Origin of the sequence: Mesorhizobium sp. M1E.F.Ca.ET.041.01.1.1 (assembly GCF_003997355.1) — a bacterium.
Classification (GTDB): domain Bacteria; phylum Pseudomonadota; class Alphaproteobacteria; order Rhizobiales; family Rhizobiaceae; genus Mesorhizobium.
The window spans coordinates 1-1536 of the sequence record NZ_RZSL01000951.1; the positions used below are offsets into that span (position 1 = coordinate 1).

Annotated in this window: 3 protein-coding genes; all 3 read right to left on the reverse strand. The window is 66.4% G+C overall.

Translation table 11 applies throughout. From position 1 onward, the window contains the following. On the reverse strand, positions 1-118 hold a 118-nt coding region (locus EOA38_RS41035), incomplete at its 3' end, for a DUF1330 domain-containing protein (RefSeq protein ID WP_127301477.1). Positions 119-257: 139 nt separating this feature from the next. Continuing rightward, positions 258-872, reverse strand: coding sequence for a LysE family translocator (locus EOA38_RS36275; RefSeq protein WP_127301478.1), 615 nt, complete (start codon positions 870-872; stop codon positions 258-260). Between the two features lie 59 nt (positions 873-931). Continuing rightward, positions 932-1536, reverse strand: a 605-nt coding sequence (locus EOA38_RS36280; RefSeq protein ID WP_210213017.1) for a hypothetical protein, incomplete at its 5' end; no start/stop codon positions are given.

Here is a 1536-nt window from a genome sequence, read left to right on the forward strand (position 1 = left end):
CGCCACGAGCAAGATAGTGCCCGCCATAGCGAGCCTCCGTCGCCGGGACCTCGCGCCTGTACTCGTCGAACATGGCCATGTCGGTGACGTCGACATCGGCAATCAGATAGGCGGGCATCGGAACTCTCCCCTTCTCAGATCATCTTCCAAATCATCAGAGGGGCGACCATTTTATATTAGAATTCACTTATATTGAAGGTGAAAACCCGCCCATCCCGGAAACGCTCGATCCTGTCGGGGCGGCTGTCCGCGATCCCTCAATTCCTCAGTGCGATCGTCGCGGCCGCGCCGCCCATGCACACCGCCGCGCCGCGGTTGAACAGGCGCGCGGCGCGCGGCGACTGCAAGGTGCGGCGCGTGCCGGCGCCGGCGATCGCGAAGGGGAATTGCACGGCCGCCAGGATGACGGCGGTGATGGCAAGCAGAATCGGCACGGCGAGCGCCGACAGCGCGCCGATATCGACCACCGTCGGCAGGATGGAGATGTAGAAGAGCACCGATTTCGGATTGCCGAGCGTGACCAGAACGCCGGAGAGGAAGGCGTTGCCGCCGCTCCTTGCGGCGCCGCTGTCGGAGACCTCGAAGGTCTCGCCCGCCCTCCAGAACTGGACCGCAAGCCAGCAGAGGTAGGCGATGCCCGCCCATTTGATGGCGATCAGGAGAAAGCTGAAAGTCTCGGCGATGAAGGCAAGGCCGGCAAGCACGGCGGCGAGGTAGAGCACGTCGCCCAGCACCATGCCGGCCGTCATCCAGGCCGCATGCCGGTAGCCGCTCCTGAGCGCCTGCGCCACGATGGCGACGATCTGCGGCCCCGGAATGATGGCGGCAATCGCCAGCGCGCCTGAATAGGCGGCAAAGCCCGACAATGTCATTGGTGTGGAGTCCTTCGATACGAGGTGAGCCAGGACAATCGGAGGGCGGGGCGATGGTGTCAACCGCGGGCTGGGGAAGCGCCGGCGGCCGTCACCATCTTCTCGACCACCCAGCGGTGCTTGCCGATCTGGCGGTTGCAGCTGAAACCCTGCGCTTCGAACATCGCCAGCGTGCCGTTATGCAGGAAGGCGCCGGCGACCGGGCGCCCTTCCGAATCCTCCGGATAGCTTTCCACCCTGCCGCCGCCGAGACGGCCGATCTCGGTCAGCGCGCCGGCAAGGGCTGCCGCGGCCACGCCCTTGCCGCGATGGGCCTTGTCGGAGAAGAAGCAGGTGATGCGCCAGTCCGGCAGCGCCGTCAGTCCCTCGCGATAGGCGCGCTGGTGCTTTATGCGCGGCAATTCGGCGGTCGGCCCGAACTGGCACCAGCCGACGCAGGCCGGACCGTCGAAGACGAGCGCGGCATGCGCCCGGCCCTCGCGCACGAGCACCTCCTTCGCCGCGCGGTTGCCGGCGGCGCCAACCCCCTTGGCGTGGAAGGCCATGCACCAGCAGCCGCCCCACACGCCATTGTGACGCTCGACCAGCGCGGCGAAATGCGGCCAGGTGGTCGTATCGAGAGGTTTTACACTGAAGCTCATCGTCACCTCTTCGGCGGCGAGGA

Bases quoted from the DNA above. Each gene is read 5' to 3' on its own strand.
- EOA38_RS36275 (WP_127301478.1), bottom strand. From the start codon at position 872: ATGACATTGTCGGGCTTTGCCGCCTATTCAGGCGCGCTGGCGATTGCC.